This window comes from Arthrobacter sp. KN11-1C (genome assembly GCF_052180225.1).
Taxonomy (GTDB): Bacteria; Actinomycetota; Actinomycetes; order Actinomycetales; family Micrococcaceae; genus Arthrobacter.
Window position 1 is genome coordinate 2,907,474 of sequence record NZ_CP197467.1, and the last position, 24,089, is coordinate 2,931,562.

Consider the following 24,089-nt stretch of genomic DNA (forward strand, 5'->3'; position numbering starts at 1 on the left):
CTCAGGTGGCAGGAATGAACAACTGCTGGCCAGGTACGATGCGCCCGTCCTGGAGGTTGTTCAGCTGGATAATCTCCGCAACGACATCGCGGGGATCCCGGGAAGGCGCTGCCTTCCCCGCAATCCCCCACAAGGATTCGCCCGTTTGGACCGTGACGCTCGTGCTGGACGTGGGCTGCAGCTCGGCGGCGGAATCAGCAGCCTTGGCCGGTGAATTCAGGAATCCGGCCAGGCTGAGCAGCGCTGCAACCGCGAGCATTGCCGGGAGGCCGAAGAAGATCATGCGCCCCCGGCGAGTCAGGCGAAGCCGGCCCGGTGCCGCACTGCGGCCTGGCGTGTGGGTGATGGTGATTGCGGACATGAGCTGAGCCCTTCTGAACAATGCCGCATTCCGGAATCTCTGGGTGCGGCTGCCAATTCTTGCCTTCAGTCAGTGCTTGCGAGGCGGTTGATCGTCCATGTCTTCGAACGATTCGAACGAACACCCGGATCCCGCGGCACTTTTATAGAACACATATTCGAACCTTGCTATGACATTTTTAGCACTTATCAACGAACGATGTCGAGACTCGCTAGAACAAATGTTTGATAAACGCCTGTGCCTGCCCTACGTTTGAGTGAAGGAACGAGCACTGAATCAGTGCAACAGGAGGGTCTGACATTTCAGGCCGACAGTCCCGGCAAGCGCCCCAGCGGCGGACGGGCGGAACGGAAGGGCGTTGGCGAACATGGCAGCGAAAGCCACTGGCAGCGGGTCGGCCTCAGCGCGGAGCCAGCAGCCGCAGAAGGCCCCCAAGAGCCTGACCGTCCGCCAGAAGAAAATCCTGGAGACCATCCAGCGTTCAGTGAACGATCATGGCTATCCGCCGTCGATGCGCGAAATCGGTGACACCGTTGGCTTGGCCAGCCTGTCCAGTGTCACGCACCAGTTGTCACAACTTGAGAAGCTCGGCTATCTGCGTCGCGATCCCAAGCGCCCGCGGGCGATGGAAGTCCTCATGCCATTGACCTTGGACGGCGGTTCGGTCATTCCCGGCGTCGAAGCTCCGGCGAAACTCCGCAGCGCGGGCGGCCTGGCCGTCACGGAGCTCGCGAGTGCCAGCGACACGGCCATGGTTCCCCTCGTGGGGCGCATTGCTGCCGGTGGACCCATCCTGGCCGACCAGACCGTTGAAGACGTCCTGCCGCTGCCCCGCCAGCTGGTAGGCCATGGCGAGCTCTTCATGCTGAAGGTCGCCGGTGATTCCATGATCGACGCCGCTATCTGCGATGGCGACTGGGTGGTGGTGCGGCGTCAAAACGACGCGCTCAACGGCGACATCGTGGCCGCGCTCCTGGACGACGAAGCCACCGTCAAGACCTTCCGTCAGCGCGACGGCCACACATGGCTGCTCCCCCAGAACACGCAGTACGAACCCATCCTGGGCGACCATGCCACCATCATGGGCAAGGTCGTCTCGGTGCTGCGCTCACTCTAGGACGCGCACTTCAAAACGAGGTAGCCGAGGACCCGCTCCCGGGACTGGGGCTTGTTTTCAGCTCCGGGCCAACAGGCTCCGGGATCGGAAACAAACGCCGGATTCGCCGGCCTCACTCCGCCACGTGCAGATGCGGTCCCCTCAGGCCGACTCGGCGTAGAGCCGCTCGAGCGCACCGCGTACCACTGAACGGTCCGTCGTGGGCCAGAAGGGCGGCAACGCTGCCCGGAGGAAGTTGCCGTAGCGTTCCGTCGAAAGCCGTGAATCCAGTACAGCCACCACGCCCTTGTCCCCCGTTGAACGGATGAGGCGGCCGGCTCCTTGGGCCAGCCGGATGGCCGCGTGCGTTGCGGACACCGCCATGAAACCGTTGCCCCCGGACTGGGCCACCGCGCGGGACCGTGCCGTCATCAGGGGATCGTCCGGACGAGGGAACGGGATCCGGTCGATGACTACCAGCCGGCAGGAACCGCCAGGAACGTCGACGCCCTGCCAAAGGGACATGGTGCCGAACAGGCACGTGTCCTCTTCTTCGGCAAACTGCCTGACCAACGCGGCCATGGTCGATTCGCCTTGGCACAGGATGTCCACGTCCAGGCGCGATCGCATCGCTTCCGCGGCGTCCTCCGCTGCACGTCGGGACGAAAACAGGCACAAGGCTCCGCCGTGGGACGCTTTGATGAGCTCTTCAAGTTCGTCGAGCGCCTCGGGCGAGGTGCCGCGCCCCGGCTTGGGCAAGTGCTTGGCGACGTACAACATGCCCTGCTTCGGATAGTCGAAGGGCGAGCCGACGTCCACGCCGGTCCAGCTCGGGGCGCCTTGGCCAGTCAGGCCAAGGCCGCCGGCAGTGGCCTCGAAGGCAGAGCCAATGGCCAAGGTGGCAGAGGTCAGTACCACGGTATGGCCTGCGAAGAGACCTTCCCGGAGGCGTCCGGCAACGCTGAGCGGCGCGATGTTGATGAGCGCCGGCGAATCCTCGTCGGGCGCCGTGTAGCCCTGCTGCGGATCGAAGGTGCTGTTCCGGGACAGCCACACGACTTCCCGGTTTTCCCGGGCGGAGAGCAGCCGTTCGCACAACTCGAGGATCAGCATGAGCCGTGAGCGCGCTAGCTGGCGTCCGCCGTCGACCGCGTTGGACGAATCCCCCTTCGAATCGGAAAGCGCCGCACGGCACGCTTCCCGGAGCTGGTCCACGCAATCAAGCTGTTCGTCATTGAGCCCGTTGGGCAGGAGGCCGGACGGCGCACCGATGATCGCGAGTTCCAGGCGGTCGGCGGCAGCGTTCAGCGCGTCCACGGTGATGGCTGTATGTTTGCGGGCGCTCGAGGCCGCGGCATGGATCATCGCCACCGACAGCTGGCCGGACACGGCTCCGGTCACCCGGTCCTGGAGCTCATGGGCCTCGTCCACCACCACGACGTCGTATTCGGGCAGCACGGCCAGGCCTTCGAAGGCGCTGACGGCGAGCATCGCGTGGTTGGTGACTACGACGTCGGACTCCGCGGCCCGGTGGCGCGCGAGTTCGCTGAAGCACTCCTCAGCCATCGGGCACTTCTGCGCGCCGAGGCACTCCATGGAGGTCACGGAAACCTGGCGCCAGGCCCGGTCCGTTACGCCCGGCATGAGTTCGTCCCGGTCCCCTGTGGTGGTCTTCCCGGCCCACTCCCGGAGCCGCAGGACTTCCTTGCCAAGCTGCGATGCGGGGCCGCCGATGGCTGCCGCGAGATGCGGAACACTGGTGTCCTCGCCGAGGGAGAACAACTGCCCCTCAGCAGGCTCCTCGCTCGGGAAACCGCCCTCCAGCTTGTGCCGGCACACATAGTTGGCCCGGCCCTTGACCAGGGCGATGCTGACCGGGCGCTCCAGCTCCGGATTGATGGTTTCCAGGAGGCGGGGCAGGTCCCGGCCAACGATCTGTGTCTGCAGGGCGAGGGTAGCCGTGGACACCAGCGTGGGCTTGTTGCTTTCCATCGCGTGCGCAATCAGCGGAATCAGGTACGCGAGGGACTTGCCCGTGCCTGTGCCCGCCTGGACCAGGAGATGTTCGCCGGTCTCGATCGCCCGCGCCACCTGCCTGGCCATCTGGTGTTGGCCCGTGCGGTTTTGCCCGCCCATGCCGGCAACGGCCCTATCCAGGAGTTTCAGGGCGGTCCGTTCCCCCATGGTTTCGCCGCGCTCCCCCGCCTCTGGATCAACCATTGCTGACGAACGACTCCAACTCGGCTGCCAGGTTCTCATGGACCATGGCCACCACGCGGGTGCCTTCCTCCTCATGCTCGAGGCTGAGGATTTCGGCGTCGGTGTTGTGCAGCTTGTTGATGAGCTCTCCGCGGTTGTACGGAATCAGGACCTCAAGGCGCACGCCGGGGCGCGGAATGGCCTCGCTGATGGCTCCTAGGAGCTCGGCGATGCCCTGCCCTGTGCGGGTGGAGACGACCAGGTGCCGAGGCTCTTTCTGCTTGAGCCGCTCAATGACGAACGGATCCGCGGCGTCCGCCTTGTTCAGGACGATGATTTCCGGGATCTTCCGGGCGTCCACTTCGCTGAACACGGTGCGGACGGCGGCGATCTGGCCTTCCGGATCGGGATGCGATACGTCCACCACGTGGAGGATCAGGTCGGAGTCGGCCACCTCTTCCAGGGTGGAACGGAATGCCTCCACGAGCTGGGTGGGCAGCGAACGCACGAAGCCCACAGTGTCCGAGAGCGTGTAGCCGATCCCGTCAGGTGTCTGCGCCTTGCGGACCGTGGGATCCAAGGTGGCGAACAACGCGTTCTCCACGAGGACACCGGCGTCGGTCAGTCGGTTGAGCAACGACGACTTTCCGGCGTTCGTATAACCGGCGATGGCAACCGAAGGAACGGCATGACGACGGCGGTTGGCCCGCTTGGTCTCGCGCGATGGCTTCATCGCCGCGATTTCACGCCGCAGCTTTGCCATGCGTGTGCGGATTCGACGGCGGTCCAGTTCGATCTTGGTTTCACCCGGACCACGGGAACCCATGCCGGCGCCGGCACCGCCCACCTGGCCACCGGCCTGGCGGGACATGGAATCGCCCCAACCACGCAGGCGCGGCAACAGGTATTCGAGCTGTGCCAGTTCCACCTGGGCCTTGCCCTCGCGGCTCTTGGCGTGCTGCGCAAAGATGTCGAGGATCAACGTGGTGCGGTCCACCACCTTGACCTTGACGATGTCCTCAAGCCCACGGCGCTGGGACGGAGCGAGTTCGGCGTCGACCACCACGGTGTCCGCGCCGGTGGACATCACGATGTCCTTGAGCTCCATCGCCTTGCCTGAGCCAAGGAATGTCCCGGGGTCCGGTTTCATGCGCCGCTGGACCATCCCGTCCAGGACCTCCGAGCCGGCCGTTTCGGCCAGGGCGGCAAGTTCCCTGAGGGAATTCTCGGCGTCGGCCAGGGTGCCTTCGGTCCAGAGGCCTGCCAGCACGACGCGCTCAAGGCGCAGCTGCCGGTATTCGACCTCGGTGACGTCTTCAAGTTCCGTGGACAGGCCGGCGGTGCGGCGCAAGGCGCGGCGCTCGGCCAGGTCCTCTTGGTCGCCGTCGTAGATGCTGTGTTCTTCGTCCAGGCGGGAAATCGCCTGGGCCTTGCCAAACACGCCCCTGGTTTCGTCGCGGTCCTGCACCATGGCAGGTGCGTCCTTGGAGAGAATCCGGTCGATGACAGCCTGGATTTCTTCAGGACTCATGTCCTGGGCGTCGGAATCGGGTCCGGTGTTCTTCTGCGTGGTCATGGTCTCCTTTAGGGGGTTCGGCATTTCCAGAATAGTGCCGATTCGTCTCTTGTGGCGCGGAATTCGCGCAGGGCTGATGCCTGGCAAGCCTCTGCCGACGGTCTGGGTATCCATCCGGACGGGCTGCGCGGATTGCGTGCACGGATCCCAAGGGCGGAAGGGGGACGATCTGCTGAGTGTCCAGGCGCTAAGAGCAGCGTCTGGAGCGGACATGCCAAGGCGGAATGGCGCTGCACATGATGCAGGCCTGCGTCGCGGGCGGTGTCGGTTACTCGGAGATCAAGAACATGCGCACCAGACTACCAGACCGCGTCAAGCACGGGTTGAGCCGGTTCGGGGCGGTGCGCGGTTTCCTTTGCCCGCTGCTGGCCACTAATCTGGCAAGCTATGGAGTCTGCTCACTATTTCAGCGCACAGCCCGCGGGGCCGTTCACCCGCAAGCCCCTCACGGTGGAACTGGCCGGCGCGACCCGCCGCCTCCAGACATCGGGCGGCATTTTCAGCCCCGACGGGATCGACAAGGGAACCGCGATCCTGCTCTCCGAGGTTCCGGCGCCTGCCCCACAGGGAAACCTGCTGGACATAGGCTGCGGCTGGGGTCCCATTGCGCTGACGATGGGGCTCATGGCGCCGCATGCGCGCGTCTACGCCGTTGATGTCAACGAGCGCTGCGTCACCTTGACGAACGAGAACGCCGCCGTGCTGGAACTCGGGAATGTCACCGCGAGCCTGCCCGGCGACGTCGACCCTGCCGTGATGTTCGACACCATCTGGTCCAACCCGCCCATCCGCATCGGCAAGGATGGACTCCACGAACTGCTGCTCACGTGGCTGCCACGGCTCGCGCCGGGTGGAACCGCCTGGCTCGTGGTGCAGAAAAACCTCGGGGCGGACTCGCTTCAGCGCTGGCTGGCCGATACCCTCGACGGTTCCTTCTCGGTATCCCGGGAAAGCACCTCGAAATCCTTCCGCGTCCTGCGGATCAGGAAAGCGTCCCGCTAGCGACAATCACGGCGGGGCCGCTCAGCTCCACGTGTTCACGGCCGCTGTCGCCCGGGAAGAACCGCACGCCGACGAGGCCGCCCGGCACCTTGACGCGCCACGTGTCCGGGGCGCCTTCCCCGGCCCAGTGGCGGATGGCGGCGGCGGCCGCGCAGGCACCCGTGCCGCACGATTGGGTCTCACCCACGCCGCGCTCGTGGACCCGCATGGTGATGTTGCCGATGCCTTCGTGGACGAGTGGCTCTGCGGGAACAACGAATTCCACGTTGGTGCCGTTGGCCGGCTTGGGGTCCACGACAGGCGCCTTGAAGAGCTGCGTGGATTTGAGTTCCGAGAGTTCGGCCAATGCCACGACGGTGTGCGGGTTGCCCATGCTGATGGAAAGGGCGGGCCGGGCGACTTCCAGTCCATCGGCGCTGACGAGGGAGTCCATGGCCTTGCTCGTGGCATCCTTGGGGAAAATGAATTCCCAAGGGCCCATGTCCACCGCATAGCCGTCGGTGGTCCGGACAATCTTCTTGATGCCGCCCCGCGTCCCGATGGTCAGGGATTCGCCTGTGTTGAGCGCGACAAGGCCCTGCTCGATGAGGAATTCGACGAACACCCGGACGCCGTTGCCGCACATTTCGGACAACGAACCGTCTCCATTGCGGTAGTCCATGAACCACTCGGCATCGGAGTCCGCTTCGAGGAGCTGGAGGCCTTCGGGCAGGAACCGTGAGGGGACAGCCCGGATGAGCCCGTCCCCGCCGATGCCCAGGTGGCGGTCACAGAGCGCTGCGACTTGCTCCGGTGAGATCTGGTGCGCGTCGTCGGGATCTGCGACGAGGACGAAGTCATTGCCCGTACCGTGCCCCTTGGAGAAGGCCAGTCCGTGAAGTCCGGAAGCGGGTACGGAACCGCCGGCAGCGGCAGGCTGCGGGGCGGAAAATGCAAGGGTTTCATCCATGGCTCAAGGCTACCTGCCCGAGGGGTCGTGCCTAAATCACGGACACGTGGCTTGCGCAGATTTCTGTCGCTTTGGCCACCAGATCCGGATCCTGCCAGCCAAGCCAGTGGATCCGGGGGTCGGCCCGGAACCAGGTGAGCTGGCGCCGGGCGAATTGCCGGGTGGCCACGATCGTCTCTTCGGCCGCGGCTGCCGTATAGGAATCGCCGTCGAGGACCTTCAGGAACTGGGCGTATCCGAGCGCCCGCGATGCCGTCTTGCCTTGGCGCAGTCCGGCGGCGTCGAGCCGCGCGACCTCGTCAAGGAGTCCAGCGTCGACCATCCTTTGGACCCGCTCGGCCAAACGTTCGCGCAGCACTGGGCGGTCGACGTCGAGCCCTATTTGCACGGCCGGCTGGAAGTACTCGCGCTGCGGCATGAAGGAGCTGAACGGGCGACCGGTGAGCTCGAAGACTTCAAGCGCGCGGATGATCCGGCGCGCGTCACCGAGCCGTCCCGCAGAAACGGGGTCGACGCGTTGCAGCCGTTCCTGGAGGCCCGCAAGACCGGAAGTTTCGTGCTCCAGCTCCAGCCGCTGCCGTATGCCGGGGTCCGTTCCGGGAAATTCCAGGACATCCAACGCCGCCCGGACGTAGAGGCCGGAGCCGCCCACCAGGATGGCCCGCTTGCCGCGGCTGTGGATGTCACGGATGGCGGCCCGGCAGTCGGCTTGGAAAGCCGAGACGCTGGCTTCCTCCGTGACATCCAGGGTGTCCAGGAGGTGGTGGGGCACTCCCTTGCGTTCAGCGACGCTGATCTTGGCCGTGCCGATGTCCATGCCACGGTAGAACTGCATGGCATCGGCGTTGATGACCTCGCCGTCGATCGCGAGGGCGAGGTTGACGGCGAGATCGGATTTGCCGGAACCGGTGGGGCCGACGACGGCGACCACGGGCGGATGCGGATCAGCTGATCCGGCTGGAACTGCTGCCATCCCGGGCTAGCCGCGTCGTACGGGGAGCGACGGCATACCGAGGGAGACGGCTTTCAGGCCGCCGGACCCGGCGCCCGCGGCACTCGGTGCCGGAGCTCCGCAGGAATCGGCCTGGGAGCGGTCCCACGCGTCACCGGCCCGGGAGCGCCGCAAGCTGTAGTCCGCCGTCGTCGCCGGATCGGAGACGAGGTGGAAGGCAGCGGCCTCGGTGATCGTCACAGTGACGAAGTCGCCAGGCCGCGGGGCCTCTGCGCCTTCGGGGACGGAGAAGTGGACCAAACGCTGGTCCTGGGAACGACCGGACAGGCGATGCGTTTCCTCGGCCTTGCGGCCGGACTGGGCGGTGACAAGCAGTTCAACCCGGCGCCCGAGCTGTTTCGCGTTCTCCTCGGCCGCGATGCGGTCCTGGAGGGCGGTCAGCCGCTCGTAGCGTTCCTGGACGACGGCTTTGGGCAGCTGTTCGGGAAGGTCCGCTGCCGGGGTGCCCGGGCGCTTGGAGTACTGGAAGGTGAAGGCCGACGCGAAGCGCGACTTCTCGACGACGTCGAGCGTGGCTTGGAAGTCCTCTTCCGTCTCGCCGGGGAAACCCACGATGATGTCGGTGGTGATCGCGGCGTGGGGAATCCTGTCGCGGACTTTGTCCAGGATGCCCAGGAACTTGGTGGAACGGTACGAGCGGCGCATGTCCTTGAGGACCTTGTCCGAGCCGGACTGAAGGGGCATGTGCAACTGCGGCATGACATTGGCCGTCTCGGCCATCGCATCGATGACGTCGTCGGTGAATGCGGCCGGGTGCGGGCTGGTGAAGCGGACACGCTCGAGGCCCTCGACGTCACCGCAGGCGCGGAGCAGCTTGGAGAACGCCAGGCGGTCCCCGAACTCCGCGCCGTAGGAATTCACGTTCTGGCCGAGCAGGGTGACCTCGACGGCGCCATCGTCCACCAATGCCTGGATTTCGGCCAGGATTTCTCCGGGACGGCGGTCCTTCTCCTTGCCACGGAGCGAAGGCACGATGCAGAAGGTGCAGGTGTTGTTGCAACCGACGGAGATGGAAACCCAACCCGAGTACACGGAGTCACGCTTGGTCGGCAGGGTGGACGGGAACACGTCCAGCGATTCCAGGATTTCGAGCTGTGCCTCATTGTTGTGGCGGGCCCGGTCCAGCAGCGCGGGCAGCGCCCCCACGTTGTGGGTGCCGAACACCGCATCCACCCACGGTGCCTTGCGCACGATGGTTTCGCGGTCCTTCTGCGCCAGGCATCCGCCCACGGCGATCTGCATTCCCGGATGGGCTGCCTTGACTTGTTTGAGTTCCCCGAGGTTGCCGTAAAGCTTGTTGTCGGCGTTCTCACGCACGGCGCAGGTATTGAACACCACGACGTCGGCGACGCCGCCATCGAACGGCACGTATCCTGCGTCCTCCAGGAGCCCTGCCATGCGCTCGGAGTCATGGACGTTCATCTGGCAACCGAAGGTCCGGACCTGGTAGGTGCGCTTCGCCCCATGGTCTGGTGCCGGATCGCCGACCGGGGCCGGTATGGGCTGCTGAACGGGGGCTGGTGCTGGTGCTGCGGAAGGGGAACTCACCAATCTAGGGTAGCCCCTCGGACTAGTACCAGTTGAAGCCCATCTCATGCTGCCAGGCGTTGCAAGGGGACCCGTAACGGTCACGGATATAGCCGAGGCCCCAATCGATCTGGGTCCGGTAGTTGCTGAGCCAGTCGCTGCCCGCGGAATAGTACTTGTCCGGCGGGAGCGCCTGCGCAAGACCGTAGGCGCCGCTGCTGGGATTCGTGGCATCCGTCATCCAGCTTGATTCCTGGGTCCACAGGAGTGACAGACACTGCATTTGGTCCTGCCCCCAGCCGAAGGCGCCGAGCCGGGACGACGCATATTGCCGTGCACCTGCGGGGTCGTCGACAACGCTTCCCCCGCCACCACCTCCGCCGCCACCGAAGCCGCCGCCACCGCTGCTGACGGGCGGCGGTGCGGCCTGCTGGTTTTGCTGGGATTGTTGGGCCTGTTGGGCTGCCGCTGCCGCGGCGGCGGCTTCCGCTTGGCGCTGCGCCGCCTCCCTCTTGGCTTCCTGGGCCGCCTGGTAGGCGGCAAGCGCCACTTGGCCTTCCTGGTACTTCTGTGCCACCGCGGCCGAGGTGGACGTCAAGGACGCAAGCTGGGCGACCATGGTCTTCCGCTGGCCGTCCGTGGCGGCGACGCTGTCTTCGGCGGCGCGCCTTGCAGACTCCGCGGCTTGGGCCTTTGCCGCGGCGTCACTGTCCAGTTGAGCCAGGACATCGCGGGCGGCTTGTTCCTGGGCGGTTGCGGCGGCTGACGCCTGGGACGCGCTCAGGGCGTCATCGTGCAGTTTCGACGTGCGATCGAGAACCCTGTTCAGCAAGGCGTAACTTTGAATGTTGTCCGGCGCGATGGCGGCGTTCGCTACGGACCAGGGCCCCGGATCGAAGCCGCCGGACTCGTATGCCTTGACGACCAAGGAAGACGTGGCCTTCTTCAGCGAATCCGCTTTTGCCTTGGCCTGCTGCGATGCCTCAGCCAGTTTCTGGGTGACTGCTTGCTGGCGCTGCAGGGCGTCATGGGCCTTCGCGTACTCGGTTCCCGCTTTGATGGCCGCCGCGCCCAGCTCGCCGGACTTCTGCTGAAGGCCGGCCAACAACTGGTTGATCCGGTCCACTTCGGCGCTTGCGGCTGCTTCATTTCCCTGGGCCTGTTGCACTTCTGCCCAGCTGGGATAGCCCGACGGCGGGGCATCGTCGTCCGCCGAAGCCGGGCCGGCTTGGAGAAGCGACGCGACAAGCAAGGGCACAATGATTGCCGAAAGCCGTAACGACAACGGATTCATTGGATCTGACCTGCTTTCCGACTCGGAACACTAGTCCAGAACCTTAGCCGACCACCACCAAGAACCCGGCCAACCCCGCCGCCCGAGCCAATACTCACAGGCAGCTCTCAGTTTCCCGGCGGCCCCGTCTAGCCGATGTCGTCCCCTCCAGGACCGCCGTTTGTCCTGGCATTGCGGGACTCCGACTCCCCCGCCAAGGTTTCGTCCAGGACTTCGCCGACAATCCGGAATGCCGCCGATGGCTGGTAGCCCTTGCGGGCAAGCATCGACGCGAGCCGCCGGGTCTGCTTGTCACGCTCGGTCCTGTCGGAAAGGTCGGAGCCGGCCCGCAAACGGCGGGCGACCAAGTCCCTGGCCGCGTTTGTTTCGTCGTCATCGCTCACTTGCGCGAGGGCCTTCTCCGCCGTTTCGGCGTCGATGCCTTTGTCCGCCAATTCGCGCCTTAAGGCACCCCGGGCGAGTTTCCTCGACTGGGCACGGCTTCGGACCCACATCTCCGCGAACTCGGCGTCATCGATGAGCCGGACTTCCTCGAAGCGGTCCAACACGGCTTCGGCCACATCTTCCGGCACGTTCCGCTCAGCCAGCTTGCGCGCCAACTGAAGCCTGCTCTTGGGCGAGTTGGTCAGTTGGCGCAGCACAATGGCCCGCGCCACTGATTCCGGGTTGGCCTCCGGGTCCGCGGCCACGGACGAATCGGCGGAGGGGCCCCAGGACCGGGCGCCCCGTCCGGATTCCGACGTCGGCTTGGTACCCGAAGAACCGAAAGAACCCGAGGACCGGGAGCGACCCTGGTGCCTAGCCGTCAACGGCCTTCAGCTTCGGCGATTTGTCGGCTTCGGCGGGCTTGACTACTCCGACGCCAAGCTTTTCCTTGATGAGCCGTTCAAGGTCCGCGGCCAGCTCCGGGTTGTCCCGGAGGAAGCGACGGGAGTTCTCCATGCCTTGCCCCAGCTGGTCACCGTCATAGGTGAACCATGAACCGGACTTCTTGATGATGCCGTGCTCGACGCCCATATCGATGATGCCGCCCTCACGGGAAATGCCCTGGCCGTAGATGATGTCGAACTCGGCGATCTTGAACGGCGGCGCCATCTTGTTCTTGACGATCTTGGCCTTGGTGCGGTTACCTACCGAGTCCGCACCTTCCTTCAACGTCTGGATGCGGCGGACGTCAATGCGGATGGAAGCGTAGAACTTCAGTGCCTTACCACCCGTGGTGGTCTCGGGGGAACCGAAGAAAACGCCGATCTTCTCACGGAGCTGGTTGATGAAGATGGCAGTGGTCTTGGTCTGGCTCAGCCGGCCGGTGATCTTACGCAGGGCCTGGCTCATGAGGCGGGCCTGGAGGCCAACGTGGGAGTCACCCATTTCGCCTTCGATTTCAGCGCGGGGAACCAGGGCGGCCACGGAGTCAATCACGACGATATCCAAGGAGCCGGAGCCGATCAGCATATCCATGATTTCCAACGCCTGCTCGCCGGTGTCCGGCTGCGATACCAGCAGCGCGTCGGTGTCGACGCCCAGCTTTGCCGCATACTCGGGATCGAGGGCGTGCTCAGCGTCGATGAAGGCAGCGATGCCGCCCTGGCGCTGGGCATTGGCCACAGCGTGAAGCGCGACGGTGGTCTTACCCGAGGATTCCGGGCCGTAGATCTCCACGATCCGGCCGCGCGGGAGGCCGCCAATCCCCAAGGCGACGTCGAGGGCGATGGAACCGGTGGGAATGACTTCGATGGGCGCACGGATATCGTCACCCAAGCGCATGATGGAGCCTTTGCCGAATTGCTTGTCGATCTGGGCAAGCGCTGCCTCGAGCGCCTTCTCACGATCCTGGTTTGCCGCCATGGTTCACACCTCTGATGCTTTCTCGCTGTGGACTGGCCTGAACGGCCGCTTTCCTGTCTCATCCGACGCTAGTATGAGCCGCTGACAATTCTGTGTGCGACTTCGCCTATGTGGACAACTACGGGCTTCGAATGACACGGAAACCGCTCCGTCAGGACCAATTTTCCTCTGATAGGAGCATAGCCTCATCCGAACAGATATTCGAACAAATGTGTGGGCGTGTCCGGCCAGGAAGCGGGACTCAGAACGTCCGGGAACCCTTGTCGGCGGGCTTGACGTCCCTGCCGAGCCGTCGCTCCGGGGGAACGTCCTGGACAGCGCACAACGCAAGCCAGACGTCGCGGGGGCTGTAGCCCGCTGCCAAGGCGTCGTCTGCCGTACGGCCGCCGACGCCGGCCAATACAAGGGAGCTGCTGAGGACCCGGGAGTAGCCAGCCCCGAATTCATCGTCCATTAGCCGCCAGAAGTCACTGATCCGCACCAATAGAGTCTCTCATGGGAGCGGACTCTAGAATGGTTGTCATGAGCAACACTCCCGACGACGCACCAGAGATGGTGGAGGCCGGCGACAACGTCGACGCCGCCCTCCAGCAGGTGGAACACCAGCTGAGCATGTTCTGGCGCCGCGCACGATCGCTGTCCCACCAGTTATCCCGCCAGGTCCATCCCGACATGGAGCCAGCCGCTTACGGACTGCTGACGATCATCCGGAAAGAGGGCCCCATTCGCCTGACGGAGCTCGCCTCATGCATCGGCGTCGGGAAGCCGTCGGTAAGCCGCCAGATCGCGTTCCTCGAGAGCATCGGCATGGTCTACAAAGAGGCCGATCCCCAGGACGGCCGCGCACAATCGATCCGGCTCACCCCCAAGGGCGAAGAAAAGATGCATCAGGTACAGGACGCGCGCCGGCAGGTCTTCCGGGAACGGCTGGGCGAGTGGCCGCTGGAAGAAATCCAGACACTGGCGGACTACATCGAACGGCTCAATGCTGCCTACGGCGAAGGAATCGGCAAGGACTGACCGTAAGAAGCCGCAGGCACCAAGCCGCAGGGACCAAAGAAGGAGGACCTCCAATGGAGGTCCTCCTTCATTACTTCAAGTATTTACCGGCGCTGGACCGCACAGGATCCTGAGCAATTGCCCAGGAACGTGCCGGATCCCCGCTCCGGTACCACGTACCGGAGGTGGCTCGGCCTAGCGGGCTCCGGAAAGCATGCCCTGCGTGAAATCGTCGTTCAGTTCGGCACTGAGCTCGCGGTCGAGATCGCGACCGTAGCGCTGGGCGAATTCCTGCGGGACGGTGTCCGGAACAGCGACGCCTTCGGCGACGGCCACCCGGTCACTGACCTCGCGGAGCATTCCGGACAATGGAACGTCCAGCGCCGAGCAGATCGAGGACAGCAGCTCTGAGGATGCTTCCTTCTGGCCGCGCTCGACTTCGCTCAGGTAGCCAAGGGAAACGCGGGCGCTGTGCGAGACTTCGCGGAGAGTACGGCCCTGGCGTTGGCGGACATCGCGCAGGACATCACCAATTTCGTGACGCAGTACAACCATTTTGCGCTCCTTCTGTTCGCTCGGTGCCTTCTCGGCCAAGCCCACATCCTTCCAGCGGACAACGCCGTTTACGGATACGGGCTGCTTAACCATCTGTATCGCCTTGCTCCCTCGTGAGTCCGGTTCACCTTGCAGGTGCACCGGTTGTTTTCTACATCCTAGGCGCCTCGGCCATTCCGAGGCGACACAATGTAACAACTATTGGGCCGCTGTTTTTGTTCCCGGCTACTTTACGTGCGGTAGGTCGACATGGACAAGGCACTCCACCAAGCGCTCCAGTGCGGCCGCGGTTGCCTGCGCACGGATTCCCGGCCGGTCTCCCCGAAAGGAGTAGGCATGCGCCACGGCTCCCCGCGACGTCGCGACGCCAATGAAGACGGTTCCAACCGGCTTCCCGTCGTGCGGCAAAGGCCCCGCAACCCCCGTCGTGGAGACCCCGACGTCGGCCCCGCAGGCCTGCCTGGCGCCGGCGGCCATCGCCGCGGCCACCCCGGCGTCGACGGATCCAACGGCGGAAAGCAGGTCCTCGGACACCCCCAGGATTCCGGCCTTGACCGCATTCTGGTAGGCGATCACCCCGCCCTGGAGCATGCCTGACGCCCCGGGAGTATCGGCGAGGGTGGCTGCGACCAGGCCCGCCGTCAACGATTCGGCAGTAGCCACGGTGACGCCCCGCTCGATGGCGAGGGCGACGGCGGACGCGGCCGCCTCGTCAGCCGTGAGGCTCATACGCGCTTGCCTGCGGCGCGAAGCTTTGCGGCTTCGATCACGTACTCGACGCCGGTCCACACCGTGATGGCGAGCGCGACGATCATGACCCAGAAGGCAACGCTGACCAGCCACGGCGCGAAAGAATTCAGCGGCAGGATGTAGAGGAAGATCGCGACAGTCTGGACGACGGTCTTGAGCTTGCCGCCACGCGAGGCCGGCATCACCCCGTAGCGGATGACAAAGAAGCGCAAGGCGGTGATTCCCCACTCGCGCACGAGGATGAGGATGGTGATCCACCAGGGCAGCTCCCCCAGCGCCGACAAGAGAACAAGGGCCGATCCGATCAGCAACTTGTCGGCAATGGGGTCCGCGATCTTGCCGAAGTTGGTGACGAGGTTGCGGCTCCGGGCGATGTCGCCGTCGAGCTTGTCCGTATAGATCGCCACGGCGAAGGCCACGACGGCGGCCCAGCGCCAGATGCCGTGCTGGCTGTTGTCCTCCAGAAGGAACCAAACGAAGAAGGGGACCAGGACAATCCGGAGCATCGTCAGGATGTTGGGCAGGTTCCAGATATCGGAGCTGCTGGAACCGGCTTTGCTGCCCTCGGATGTAGTCACCCCTCTAGGCTACCGTCCGGTCAGTGACCAGGCGTCCTCGCCGCCGTCGTCCTCGTCATCGGAGCTGTCTGCGCCGTCGTGGTACTCCGTGACCTGCTTGCGGCGTTCGAGGTCGGCGGCTACCAGGTCTTCGGCGTAGCCTCCGACGGCGATGTTCGCGTTCGCGTTGTCGCTCAGCGCCGCGGTGTGCGCGTCGGGCGTCGCCGGGGCCTCCTGCCCCTTCATGGCTGCCAGCACCGGCGCGAGGTCGTCCGGCTTGACCAGGACATCGCGGGCCTTGGAACCTTCGGACGGACCGACGACGCCGCGCGACTCCAGCAGGTCCATGAGGCGGCCGGCCTTGGCGAAGCCGACCCGGAGCTTGCGCTGCAGCATCGATGTGGAGCCGAACTGGGTGGTGACCACGAGTTCGGTGGCCTGCAGCAGGACCTCGAGATCGTCTCCGATGTCGTCGTCGATCTGCTTCTTCTGCGCCTCGGGCGCGACGTCGTCACGGTAGACGGCCTTGAGCTGGCCCTTGACGTGCTCCACCACGCGGTGGATTTCGGACTCGGTGACCCAGGCGCCCTGCACGCGCATCGCTTTGGAGGCGCCCATGGGCAGGAAGAGCGCGTCGCCCTGGCCAATGAGTTTTTCCGCGCCGGGCTGGTCCAGGACCACGCGGGAGTCGGTGACGGAGGACGTGGCGAACGCCATGCGTGACGGGACGTTCGCCTTGATCAGGCCGGTGACGACGTCGACGGACGGACGCTGGGTGGCCAGGACCAAGTGGATGCCGGCAGCACGGGCGAGCTGGGTGATCCGGACAATCGAGTCTTCGACATCGCGCGGGGCCACCATCATGAGGTCGGCGAGCTCGTCCACGATCACCAGCAAGTACGGGTACGGCTTGATGATGCGCTTGGAGTCGACGGGCGGCACAACCTTGCCGGCGCGGACGGCCTTGTTGAAGTCGTCGATGTGCTTGAAGCCGTAGTTGGCGAGGTCGTCGTAGCGGGCGTCCATTTCACGGACAACCCACTGAAGCGCCTCGGCGGCTTTCTTGGGGTTGGTGATGATCGGCGTGATGAGGTGCGGAACCCCCTCATACGCTGTCAGTTCCACGCGCTTGGGGTCGACCATGACCATGCGTACCTCATCGGGCGTGGCGCGCATCAGGATGGACGTGACCATGGAGTTCACGAACGACGACTTACCGGCACCAGTGGCGCCTGCCACGAGCAGGTGCGGCATCTTGGCGAGGTTCGCGACGACGTAGCCGCCCTCGACGTCCTTGCCGACGCCCATCACCATGGGGTGGTCTGTGCGCCGCGCGTTCTGGCTGCGCAGAACATCGCCGAGGGAGACCGTCTCGCGGTCCGTATTGGGGATCTCGATGCCGATGGCGGACTTGCCCGGGATCGGGCTGAGGATACGGACATCGCTCGATGCCACGGCATAGGAGATGTTCTTGGACAAGGCCGTGACGCGCTCCACCTTGGTGCCGGGAGCGAGTTCGATCTCGTAGCGGGTCACGGTGGGCCCGCGGCTGAAGCCGGTGACAGTGGCGTCCACGTTGAACTGCTGCATCGTGTCCGTCAGGGCGGCTACGACGGCGTCGTTCGCTTCGGTGCGCTCCTTCGGAATGGAGCCTGGCGTCAGGTTGTCCGAGGACGGCAGCGTATAGGTGACGTCGCCGGCGAGCGACAGTTGTTCGGTGCGCTGCGGGATCGGCGTCGGGGGCGGCGGCGGACTGACCGGCGCGGAAGGCACGATGACCGGGGGGACGGCGGCGCTCGGAGCAACGAGGGGGATCGCTTCGGTGGCGTTGTCCGCAACTGCCTTCGCGCTTCCAAGTCCTTGGGCGGCTTTGATCTTCTCGACGGCGATTTCGGCCTGGGTGGGCCTGCGCACGCCGGGCGGGACGGACGGCCCGCCCTTGGCGGGCGGGGCGTCGTCGTCGACGATTGCGTGTTCGAAGGCCTCGTCGCCGACATAGCCCTCCAGCGTGGGGTCGCCGTCGTGGTCCTTGCCGAAGAAGCGCTTGCGGCGCTTCTTCTTCGGTTCGGCGGCCGCGTCGTTTTCGTAGAGGTAGCTGCGGTCGTGGGAATCGCCGCGATGCGCGTCGGCGTCCAGGTCGACGCCCATGAGGTGCTCGTAGGCGCCACGGATGCGCCGGGGAATGGCGCCGAAGGGCGTGGCCGTGACAATCAGCAGGGAGACGAACGCAAGGGCGCCGTAGACCATGACGGGTACCGCGGGGTGGATGGCGGCCAGGGGCGACGCCGCGAGGAAGCCGAGCATTCCGCCCGCGCGCCGGAGGCCTTCGAATCCATCGGCGACAGTCGGTTGGCCGCCGATAATGTGGGCCAGTCCGGTACCGGCGAACGTCATGATGAGGAAGCCGATGCCCACGCGGTTGTTGCCGCGACTGTCCCAGGGCTGCCGGAAGAGCCGGAAGGCACAGACGAAAAGCATGAGCGGCAGAAGCAGGGATATCCAGCCGAAGGTTCCGTTCACGATGCTGTAGACAGCGTCCGGCAACCACCCTTTGAAGCCCCACCAGGCGAAGGTTGCGATGAAGACACCGAGCACGAGGTTGAAGAGCGCGGCGCCGTCCCGGCGGTCGGCGGGATCGAGGTCGCTGACGTCATGGCCGATCCGGCGGATGCCCGCACCCACCACGTGCCCGATTCCCAGCCAGACACCGGCAAGCGCGCGTAGGATCCACGGTTGTTGGGGTTCGACGACGGCGGCCTGCTTGCCGCGGGCCGCGCCTGTGCCGCTCCTGCCGGTCTTGGCCGGGGTCCGGCCGCTGCCCGAGCGTGAACCTGCCCCGGCGGGTTTGCTATTGGAGCTGCCTCTAGGCGCGGAGGTAGTACGAGTCGCCATATCGGCCACGCTACCCCAAGCCGTCCGGAAAACCGCGGATTTCAGGGGCGCGGAGGAACCATGTTGCCCCTGGTGACCCATCGGCGGACCGTGGGTTCACGGTGGGCTGGTCGTCAAACACGAACGGCCCGGTTCGTCTGAACCGAGCCGTTCGGAGGCGTCACCGTCCGGGTTACGCTTCCAAAACCAACGGGATGATCATGGGGCGGCGGCGAAGCTTGCGGTTGACCCACGTGCCGATCACCCGGCGGACCACTTGCTGGAGCTGGTGGTTGGTGTGGTCCGCGTGGTGCAGCACGGCGTCTTCGAGGGCCGCGTTGATCTTGGGGATGATCTCATCGAACACGGAGTCGTCCTCGGCCACGCCGCGGGCGTGGATTTCCGGGCCCGAGACGATCTTGCCGGTGGTCCGGTTGATCACGGTGATGACGGAGATGAAACCCTCGTCGCCGAGGATCCTGCGGTCCTTGAGGTCGGCGTCGGTGATTTCGCCCACGCTGGAGCCGTCCACGTAGACGAAGCCCACTTCCACCTGGCCCACCACATTGGCCTTGTGGTCCCTGACGTCGATGACGGTGCCGTTGTCGCTGAGGATGACGCGGTCCGAGGGCACGCCGGATTCCTCCGCCAGGTTGCCGTTGGCAATGAGGTGCCGGGTTTCGCCGTGCACAGGCATCGCGTTCAGGGGCTTGAGGATGTTGTAGCAGTAGAGCAGCTCGCCCGCGGCGGCGTGGCCGGAGACGTGCACTTTGGCGTTGCCCTTGTGGATGACGTCGGCGCCAAGCTTGAGCAGGCCGTTGATGATCCGGTACACCGCGTTCTCGTTGCCCGGGATGAGGCTCGAGGCCAGAATGACCGTGTCCCCCTGGCCGACCACCACGCGGTGGTCACCGTTGGCCATCCGGGACAGTGCCGCCATGGGTTCGCCCTGGGAGCCCGTGGACATGAGGACCACGCGGTGATCCGGCAGGTTGTCGATGTTCTTGATGTCGACGAGGATGCCCGGCGGCACGTCAAGGTAGCCCAGCTTCGCGGCGATGGCCATGTTACGGACCATGGACCGGCCCACGAAGGCGACATTGCGGCCATGCTTGGCGGCGGCGTCGAGCACTTGCTGCACCCGGTGCACGTGGGAGGAGAAGGAGGCGACGATGATCCGCTTCTTGGCCTGGCCGAACAACCGGTCCAAGGTGGGACCGATCTCCTTTTCCGCCGTGGTGAAGCCGGGGACATCCGCGTTGGTGGAGTCGGCCATGAAAAGGTCCACCCCTTCTTCACCCAGGCGGGCGAAGTGGCGCAGGTCCGTGATGCGGCCGTCGAGGGGCAACTGGTCCATCTTGAAGTCGCCGGTGTGCAGCACGTTGCCGCCGGCGGTGCGGATGAAGACGGCCAAGGCATCCGGAATGGAGTGGTTGACGGCGACGAATTCGCATTCGAAGGGGCCGAACTGCTCCACTTGACGTTCGGCGACCGTGAGCGTGTAGGGCTTGATCCGGTGTTCCTGGAGCTTGGCTTCCACGAGGGCAAGCGTCAGCTGGGAACCGACCAACGGCAGGTCCGGACGCAGGCGCAGAAGGTACGGCACAGCACCGATGTGGTCCTCGTGGCCGTGGGTCAGGACGATGGCAACTACGTCGTCCAGCCTGTCCTCGATGTACGAGAAATCGGGCAGGATCAGGTCGACACCCGGCTGTGTCTCTTCAGGGAAGAGCACGCCGCAGTCAACCACCAGCAGCTTTCCGTTGATTTCGAAAACGGCCATGTTGCGGCCGATCTCCCCCAGCCCGCCAAGGGGCACGATCCGAAGAGTTCCCTGCGGAAGTTTGGGCGGGGTGACAAGTCCGGGAAGGGCGGTTTGGGTCATAATGCGCTACTTTCCGGCGGAATCGTACTAGACAGTGAAGTCCATTCCAGCTTCCGCCAAGTCCTCGCGGATGATTGCGATCTCGGCGGCGTCCGGCTCCACGAGGGGCAAACGGACAACCGAGTTGGGCAGGACTCCCTGCCATTTAAGAATTTGTTTGGCGGCGACGGCGCCTTGGACCCGGGTCATGGTTGCGCGGATCACGGGCTCGAGTTCGAAGTTGATCTTGCGCGCCGTACCAAGGTCGTTCGCGTTGATGGCGTCGATCAACTCCCGGAAACGGCGGGTGGCGACGTGGGTGGTGACGCCAATCAGGCCCACCGCGCCCATGGCCATCCACTGGAGGGTCAGGCCGTCGTCGCCCGAGTAGAAAAGGAGGTCGGTTTCCGCCATGACGCGCGTTGCCGCGGCGAAGTCGGCTTTGGCATCCTTGACCGCAACGATGTTGGGGTGCGACGCGAGGCCGATCATGGTCTCCGGTGTGATCTGGATGGAGGAGCGCCCGGGAATGTCGTAGAGCATGACAGGAAGCTCGGTGGCGGACGCAATGGTCTCGAAGTGGGCCCGGACCCCGGCCTGGCTTGGCTTGTTGTAGTACGGGGTGACGATCAAGAGTCCGTCGACGCCGAGCTTCGCGGCTTCCTGGGAGAGGTGCACCGAGTGCGCGGTGTCATTGGTTCCCGTGCCCGCGATGATTGCCGCGCGACCGCCCACAGCTTCCTTCACGGCGCGGAACATGCCGAGGTTTTCCTCGTCGGTGAGGGTTGATGTCTCCCCGGTTGTTCCTGTGACGACCAGGCCATCGCAGCCGTCGTCCACGAGCTTGACTGCCAGTTCAGCTGCCTGCTTGTAGTCAACTTCGCCGTCTTTGGTGAACGGGGTGACCATGGCGGTCAGAAGGGTACCGAGAGCAGGAACGTTCGCACGAGAGTCAGACATATGAAAAACGTTACCCTGTCGGCCACGGGTTGGGAGAATGGGGCCCGCGTGATTGTCGTCAAATTCAGCGAAATGGGAGCAAGGCCTCAGGCTGAAGCGTCACAGCGGCAATCGCCGAACCGCGGACGTCGAGCTGGGTGAGGACGCGGCCGTCCGGCCCCCAGGCGCCGCTGAGTCCACACGACTCGCCGATGGCGCCGGAACCACCCATGTTGGCCAACACACTGAACATGCGGTTGTCCATGGACCGGGCCCCGAGATGGAGGCCCAAACGGTGTTCTTCGCCCTGGACGTACACGGCGGAGACGGCATAGAGGTCGGCTCCCGCCTCCGCCGCAGCAGAGGCGTGGGACGGGACGGCCGCGTCGAAACAAATGGCCAGGGCAATCCGCCACCCATCGATTTCAAGGAGGCCCGGTCCACCGCCTGGCACGAACAGCTCCCGCTCGGCCCCGTGCACGTGGGTCTTGAAGGCGGGCGCGGCGTCCCCCGCGGGCCGGATGACGAGGGACGCCAGGCGTGGCGTCCCGTCACCTTCCCGGAATCCGGCGCCCACAATCACTGTGGTACCCGTCCGCTTGGCGGTTTCACGGATACGGTCAAGCCGCGGGTCCCCTTGGGTCACCCAGGCTTCCTCGGTGCCGTACAGCTCGAGGTCATAGCCCGTCAGCGACAACTCCGGGAAGACGACGAGGCGGGCGCCCCGCGAATGGGCATCCTCGATAAGGCGCGCGTGCTCCTGCACATTGGCGGGCACGCCGCCGTCGAGCGCTTCGTATTGAATGGCGGCAACTGTCAGGGCGGAATTCACCCAGCCATCCTAGACCGGCGCGCTTAGGCGGGGCCGCTTTGGCAGCCGGAGCGGCCGCCCCCGAACGTCGCCGAGTTGCCCGGATTCAGGCTCCCGGGCTTCGCGGTGGTCTCCGCTGAGCAATATCGGGCAACCGCCGACTCCCGCAAGCGATCCGCCCACGCCCCGAGCCGCTGGGCAGCCCTCACATAGTCGAACAATTCGACGGGGGTCAACGATTCGAGGTCGGTCTCCGCGAGCCGCCGGGCGAGTTCTGCACCCGGTTGCTGTTCGCCCAGAACTGTTCCCTCGCGACGCCACTCCACGTCCTCGGGAGGCTCCCCCGCCACAAGCTGCCGGAAGAGGAAATCGACGACGCCCGGGCTCATCGCTTTCATTGGCCCGTCCAGGCCGTGGGGATAGCCGTCCGGCCGCTTCGAGGGATCGTTCATGCAGCCATGGTATTCGAACATATATTCGAACACAAGGCGTTTCCTTCGAACCGAAAGCCGCTACCGCTCCGCGGCGGTGGGCTCGGTGCGGAAGAGACGGACGGCGTCGCGCATCGATTCCCTCGCGCGCTTCCGGTCGCCGGCGGCGTCATAGGCGCAGCTCAGCCGGAACCAGGAACGCCAGTCCTCGGGGGCGGCCTCGGCCTCCACGCGGTATTTCTCAAACTCGGCGTCCGCGGCGGCGCGCACAATGCGGCCTCCGGGTGTCCGGGGCAGGTTGTCCACCGGAAGCCCGCCTTCGGCTTCGAGCACCTTGGCCATCTTCTCCGTGCGCGCACCGAAGACAAGCTCGCGGATGAGTGCCCACGCTCCGATGATGGGAAGCACCAAGTAGGCAGCGCCGATTCCCTTGGCAACCAGGTTCGCGTCACTGAGCAGCAGGATCGAGCGTTCGAACGTGACCACGAGGTAGAGAACCAGCAGCAGGGTGACGGCACAGACCCAGATCTTGGTGCGGTTTTCCTTGAATGCGTTCCAGAGCGAGCCCATGCGCCTACAGCCCCAGGTCCAGATAGCCGTCCAGGCCGACGGTCAGCCCGGGGTGGGACGCCACATTGCGCAGTCCCAGCAAGACGCCGGGCATGAAGGATGCCCGGTCGAAGGAATCGTGGCGGATGGTCAATTGCTCTCCCGGACCGCCGAGGAGCACTTCCTGGTGTGCCACGAGTCCACGCAAACGGACGCTGTGGACCCGGACGCCGTCTACCTCGCAACCGCGGGCACCGTCAAGGGCGCTGTTCGTGGCATCCGGGCTTGCCGGGACGCCGGCTTCTTCGCGGGCGGCGGCAATGAGCTGGGCGGTTCGGACGGCCGTGCCCGAGGGTGCGTCCACCTTGTTCGGATGGTGCAGCTCGATGATCTCCACCGACTCGAAATACTTGGAAGCCGTGGCGGCGAAGGCCGAGGCGAGGACGGAGCCGAGCGCGAAGTTGGGGGCGATGAGGACGCCCGACTCCGGGTTCGCCGCAAGCAAGCCGCGCAAGGCCGCGAGCCGTGCGGCGTCCCAGCCGGTGGTGCCCACGACGGCATGCATGCCGTGTTCGACGGCGAAACGGACGTTCGCTTCGGTGCTGTCCGGAACGGTGAGGTCGACGATGTATTTCGCACCGGCGTCGAGCAGGGTATCAAGGGAATCGCCGCGTCCGAGCGCCGCGACGAGCTTCATGTCGGCGGCTGCCTCCACCGCTTTGACGGCTTCGATACCCATGCGGCCCTGGGCGCCCAGAACGGCGACAGCAAGTTGTTCGGTCATGCCCTTAACCCTACCGGGCCGCGCACGCCCCAACGTGGTTTCGCCGGAACGGTGCCGGTTCGCCCGAACGCTCCGGCGAACCGGCACCGTTCCGGCGATTTCGACGGGAAACCCC

General features: G+C 65.3%; 23 protein-coding genes. 3 read left to right on the forward strand and 20 right to left on the reverse strand.

The window, feature by feature from the left end; genetic code table 11:
- Position 1: 1 nt before the first annotated feature.
- The gene (locus tag ACSBOX_RS13595; protein WP_442542920.1) at positions 2-361 is read right to left on the reverse strand and encodes a LysM peptidoglycan-binding domain-containing protein; all 360 of its coding nucleotides are present in this window, start codon (positions 359-361) and stop codon (positions 2-4) included.
- A gap of 367 nt (positions 362-728) precedes the next feature.
- Here ACSBOX_RS13595 and lexA point away from each other — a divergent pair, with 367 nt between their 5' ends.
- Complete coding sequence (lexA, locus tag ACSBOX_RS13600) at positions 729-1,478, forward strand: transcriptional repressor LexA (protein ID WP_059387803.1); 750 nt, start codon at positions 729-731, stop codon at positions 1,476-1,478.
- A gap of 141 nt (positions 1,479-1,619) precedes the next feature.
- Here lexA and ACSBOX_RS13605 read toward each other — a convergent pair whose 3' ends face one another.
- Positions 1,620-3,677: an ATP-dependent DNA helicase gene (locus ACSBOX_RS13605; protein WP_442542921.1), complete on the reverse strand. Its 2,058-nt coding sequence runs from the start codon at positions 3,675-3,677 to the stop codon at positions 1,620-1,622.
- Positions 3,670-5,232: a GTPase HflX gene (gene hflX / locus ACSBOX_RS13610; protein ID WP_442542922.1), complete on the reverse strand. Its 1,563-nt coding sequence runs from the start codon at positions 5,230-5,232 to the stop codon at positions 3,670-3,672. Before hflX ends, ACSBOX_RS13605 begins: the two co-directional genes overlap by 8 nt.
- A gap of 387 nt (positions 5,233-5,619) precedes the next feature.
- On the opposite strand from hflX, the gene ACSBOX_RS13615 reads away from it, so the two are divergent.
- Positions 5,620-6,234 carry a class I SAM-dependent methyltransferase gene (locus ACSBOX_RS13615; protein ID WP_442542923.1) on the forward strand — a complete coding sequence of 205 codons (615 nt, stop codon included), beginning with the start codon at positions 5,620-5,622 and terminating at the stop codon, positions 6,232-6,234.
- On the opposite strand, the gene dapF is transcribed toward ACSBOX_RS13615, so the two are convergent.
- The 7 genes from dapF to ACSBOX_RS13650 all read right to left on the reverse strand — a co-directional run bounded on the left by dapF (position 6,215) and on the right by ACSBOX_RS13650 (position 13,345).
- Complete coding sequence (dapF, locus tag ACSBOX_RS13620; RefSeq protein ID WP_442542924.1) at positions 6,215-7,183, reverse strand: diaminopimelate epimerase; 969 nt, start codon at positions 7,181-7,183, stop codon at positions 6,215-6,217. The genes ACSBOX_RS13615 and dapF overlap by 20 nt on opposite strands.
- A gap of 31 nt (positions 7,184-7,214) precedes the next feature.
- Positions 7,215-8,156, reverse strand: coding sequence for a tRNA (adenosine(37)-N6)-dimethylallyltransferase MiaA (gene miaA / locus ACSBOX_RS13625; protein ID WP_442542925.1), 942 nt, complete (start codon positions 8,154-8,156; stop codon positions 7,215-7,217).
- Positions 8,157-8,162: 6 nt separating this feature from the next.
- Positions 8,163-9,617, reverse strand: coding sequence for a tRNA (N6-isopentenyl adenosine(37)-C2)-methylthiotransferase MiaB (miaB, locus tag ACSBOX_RS13630; protein WP_442546031.1), 1,455 nt, complete (start codon positions 9,615-9,617; stop codon positions 8,163-8,165).
- Positions 9,618-9,765: 148 nt separating this feature from the next.
- Complete coding sequence (locus ACSBOX_RS13635) at positions 9,766-11,016, reverse strand: lytic transglycosylase domain-containing protein (RefSeq protein ID WP_442542926.1); 1,251 nt, start codon at positions 11,014-11,016, stop codon at positions 9,766-9,768.
- A gap of 128 nt (positions 11,017-11,144) precedes the next feature.
- Positions 11,145-11,705, reverse strand: a complete 561-nt coding sequence (locus tag ACSBOX_RS13640) for a regulatory protein RecX (RefSeq protein WP_442542927.1) — start codon at positions 11,703-11,705, stop codon at positions 11,145-11,147.
- 109 nt (positions 11,706-11,814) lie between these two features.
- Positions 11,815-12,864 (reverse strand): recombinase RecA, encoded by a 1,050-nt coding sequence (gene recA, locus ACSBOX_RS13645; RefSeq protein ID WP_078105671.1) that lies wholly within the window; start codon positions 12,862-12,864, stop codon positions 11,815-11,817.
- 241 nt (positions 12,865-13,105) lie between these two features.
- A complete protein-coding gene (locus ACSBOX_RS13650; RefSeq protein WP_442542928.1) occupies positions 13,106-13,345 on the reverse strand; it encodes a DUF3046 domain-containing protein in 240 nt (79 codons plus the stop codon).
- A 41-nt stretch (positions 13,346-13,386) separates the two neighbouring features.
- Between ACSBOX_RS13650 and ACSBOX_RS13655 the strand changes: the two genes are divergently transcribed.
- Positions 13,387-13,884 carry a MarR family winged helix-turn-helix transcriptional regulator gene (locus ACSBOX_RS13655; RefSeq protein ID WP_078105745.1) on the forward strand — a complete coding sequence of 166 codons (498 nt, stop codon included), beginning with the start codon at positions 13,387-13,389 and terminating at the stop codon, positions 13,882-13,884.
- 174 nt (positions 13,885-14,058) lie between these two features.
- Here the strand turns inward: ACSBOX_RS13655 and ACSBOX_RS13660 are convergent, their stop codons facing one another.
- The 10 genes from ACSBOX_RS13660 to dapB form a co-directional block, all read right to left on the reverse strand.
- On the reverse strand, positions 14,059-14,511 hold the full coding sequence (locus ACSBOX_RS13660) for a helix-turn-helix domain-containing protein (protein WP_078105673.1): 453 nt from the start codon (positions 14,509-14,511) through the stop codon (positions 14,059-14,061).
- A gap of 132 nt (positions 14,512-14,643) precedes the next feature.
- The gene (locus ACSBOX_RS13665; protein ID WP_442542929.1) at positions 14,644-15,147 is read right to left on the reverse strand and encodes a CinA family protein; all 504 of its coding nucleotides are present in this window, start codon (positions 15,145-15,147) and stop codon (positions 14,644-14,646) included.
- Positions 15,144-15,746, reverse strand: coding sequence for a CDP-diacylglycerol--glycerol-3-phosphate 3-phosphatidyltransferase (gene pgsA, locus ACSBOX_RS13670; protein WP_442542930.1), 603 nt, complete (start codon positions 15,744-15,746; stop codon positions 15,144-15,146). Before pgsA ends, ACSBOX_RS13665 begins: the two co-directional genes overlap by 4 nt.
- Positions 15,747-15,755: 9 nt before the next feature.
- Entirely contained in the window at positions 15,756-18,617 is a 2,862-nt protein-coding gene (locus tag ACSBOX_RS13675; RefSeq protein WP_442542931.1) for a DNA translocase FtsK, read from the reverse strand.
- Between the two features lie 172 nt (positions 18,618-18,789).
- Positions 18,790-20,481 carry a ribonuclease J gene (locus ACSBOX_RS13680; RefSeq protein WP_442542932.1) on the reverse strand — a complete coding sequence of 564 codons (1,692 nt, stop codon included), beginning with the start codon at positions 20,479-20,481 and terminating at the stop codon, positions 18,790-18,792.
- Positions 20,482-20,508: 27 nt separating this feature from the next.
- Positions 20,509-21,420: a 4-hydroxy-tetrahydrodipicolinate synthase gene (gene dapA, locus ACSBOX_RS13685; protein WP_442542933.1), complete on the reverse strand. Its 912-nt coding sequence runs from the start codon at positions 21,418-21,420 to the stop codon at positions 20,509-20,511.
- Positions 21,421-21,484: 64 nt separating this feature from the next.
- Entirely contained in the window at positions 21,485-22,231 is a 747-nt protein-coding gene (locus ACSBOX_RS13690; protein WP_442542934.1) for a carbon-nitrogen hydrolase family protein, read from the reverse strand.
- Between the two features lie 23 nt (positions 22,232-22,254).
- Positions 22,255-22,662 (reverse strand): hypothetical protein, encoded by a 408-nt coding sequence (locus tag ACSBOX_RS13695; protein WP_442542935.1) that lies wholly within the window; start codon positions 22,660-22,662, stop codon positions 22,255-22,257.
- 60 nt (positions 22,663-22,722) lie between these two features.
- Entirely contained in the window at positions 22,723-23,211 is a 489-nt protein-coding gene (locus ACSBOX_RS13700; protein ID WP_442542936.1) for a hypothetical protein, read from the reverse strand.
- A gap of 4 nt (positions 23,212-23,215) precedes the next feature.
- Complete coding sequence (gene dapB, locus ACSBOX_RS13705) at positions 23,216-23,974, reverse strand: 4-hydroxy-tetrahydrodipicolinate reductase (RefSeq protein ID WP_442542937.1); 759 nt, start codon at positions 23,972-23,974, stop codon at positions 23,216-23,218.
- Positions 23,975-24,089: the final 115 nt, after the last annotated feature.

Bases quoted from the DNA above. Each gene is read 5' to 3' on its own strand.
- ACSBOX_RS13595 (WP_442542920.1), bottom strand. From the start codon at position 361: ATGTCCGCAATCACCATCACCCACACGCCAGGCCGCAGTGCGGCACCG.
- lexA (WP_059387803.1), top strand. From the start codon at position 729: ATGGCAGCGAAAGCCACTGGCAGCGGGTCGGCCTCAGCGCGGAGCCAG.
- ACSBOX_RS13605 (WP_442542921.1), bottom strand. From the start codon at position 3,677: ATGGTTGATCCAGAGGCGGGGGAGCGCGGCGAAACCATGGGGGAACGG.
- hflX (WP_442542922.1), bottom strand. From the start codon at position 5,232: ATGACCACGCAGAAGAACACCGGACCCGATTCCGACGCCCAGGACATG.
- ACSBOX_RS13615 (WP_442542923.1), top strand. From the start codon at position 5,620: ATGGAGTCTGCTCACTATTTCAGCGCACAGCCCGCGGGGCCGTTCACC.
- dapF (WP_442542924.1), bottom strand. From the start codon at position 7,183: ATGGATGAAACCCTTGCATTTTCCGCCCCGCAGCCTGCCGCTGCCGGC.
- miaA (WP_442542925.1), bottom strand. From the start codon at position 8,156: ATGGCAGCAGTTCCAGCCGGATCAGCTGATCCGCATCCGCCCGTGGTC.
- miaB (WP_442546031.1), bottom strand. From the start codon at position 9,617: ATGAACGTCCATGACTCCGAGCGCATGGCAGGGCTCCTGGAGGACGCA.
- ACSBOX_RS13635 (WP_442542926.1), bottom strand. From the start codon at position 11,016: ATGAATCCGTTGTCGTTACGGCTTTCGGCAATCATTGTGCCCTTGCTT.
- recA (WP_078105671.1), bottom strand. From the start codon at position 12,864: ATGGCGGCAAACCAGGATCGTGAGAAGGCGCTCGAGGCAGCGCTTGCC.
- ACSBOX_RS13655 (WP_078105745.1), top strand. From the start codon at position 13,387: ATGAGCAACACTCCCGACGACGCACCAGAGATGGTGGAGGCCGGCGAC.
- ACSBOX_RS13660 (WP_078105673.1), bottom strand. From the start codon at position 14,511: ATGGTTAAGCAGCCCGTATCCGTAAACGGCGTTGTCCGCTGGAAGGAT.
- ACSBOX_RS13665 (WP_442542929.1), bottom strand. From the start codon at position 15,147: ATGAGCCTCACGGCTGACGAGGCGGCCGCGTCCGCCGTCGCCCTCGCC.
- ACSBOX_RS13675 (WP_442542931.1), bottom strand. From the start codon at position 18,617: ATGGCGACTCGTACTACCTCCGCGCCTAGAGGCAGCTCCAATAGCAAA.
- ACSBOX_RS13680 (WP_442542932.1), bottom strand. From the start codon at position 20,481: ATGACCCAAACCGCCCTTCCCGGACTTGTCACCCCGCCCAAACTTCCG.
- dapA (WP_442542933.1), bottom strand. From the start codon at position 21,420: ATGTCTGACTCTCGTGCGAACGTTCCTGCTCTCGGTACCCTTCTGACC.
- ACSBOX_RS13695 (WP_442542935.1), bottom strand. From the start codon at position 22,662: ATGAACGATCCCTCGAAGCGGCCGGACGGCTATCCCCACGGCCTGGAC.
- ACSBOX_RS13700 (WP_442542936.1), bottom strand. From the start codon at position 23,211: ATGGGCTCGCTCTGGAACGCATTCAAGGAAAACCGCACCAAGATCTGG.
- dapB (WP_442542937.1), bottom strand. From the start codon at position 23,974: ATGACCGAACAACTTGCTGTCGCCGTTCTGGGCGCCCAGGGCCGCATG.